The organism is Leifsonia sp. SIMBA_070 (assembly GCF_046534635.1).
Lineage (GTDB): Bacteria > Actinomycetota > Actinomycetes > Actinomycetales > Microbacteriaceae > Leifsonia.
In genome coordinates this window covers 1-255 of the sequence record NZ_JAWRYK010000560.1, presented here as the reverse complement: position 1 = coordinate 255, position 255 = coordinate 1, and the positions used below count along the sequence as shown (strand labels likewise).

1 protein-coding gene is annotated in these 255 nt (G+C 45.1%); it reads left to right on the top strand.

From position 1 onward, the window contains the following. Positions 1–255 (top strand): autotransporter outer membrane beta-barrel domain-containing protein (locus tag SB754_RS21450; RefSeq protein ID WP_410784347.1); only part of this gene is annotated, 255 nt, incomplete at both ends.

Sequence of the window (255 nt, the reverse complement as noted above, 5' to 3'; positions counted from 1 at the left end):
CGTGTCGCTGTTACTCAGGCCGGTGGTACTGGTGCAGAGACACTTAATGGGATTGAAGTGATTCACGTCAGTGGCAATGCTGATAATGCTGAATTCATTCAGACGGAACGTATTACAGCCGGAGCTTATGATTACATACTGAAACGTGGTCAGGGGATTAACAGCACTAACTGGTATCTGATTAGCAGAAAAGACATTCCTGTACCACAACCTGAAGCTGTACCGGAAAACCATGATAATAATTTGCGTCCTGAG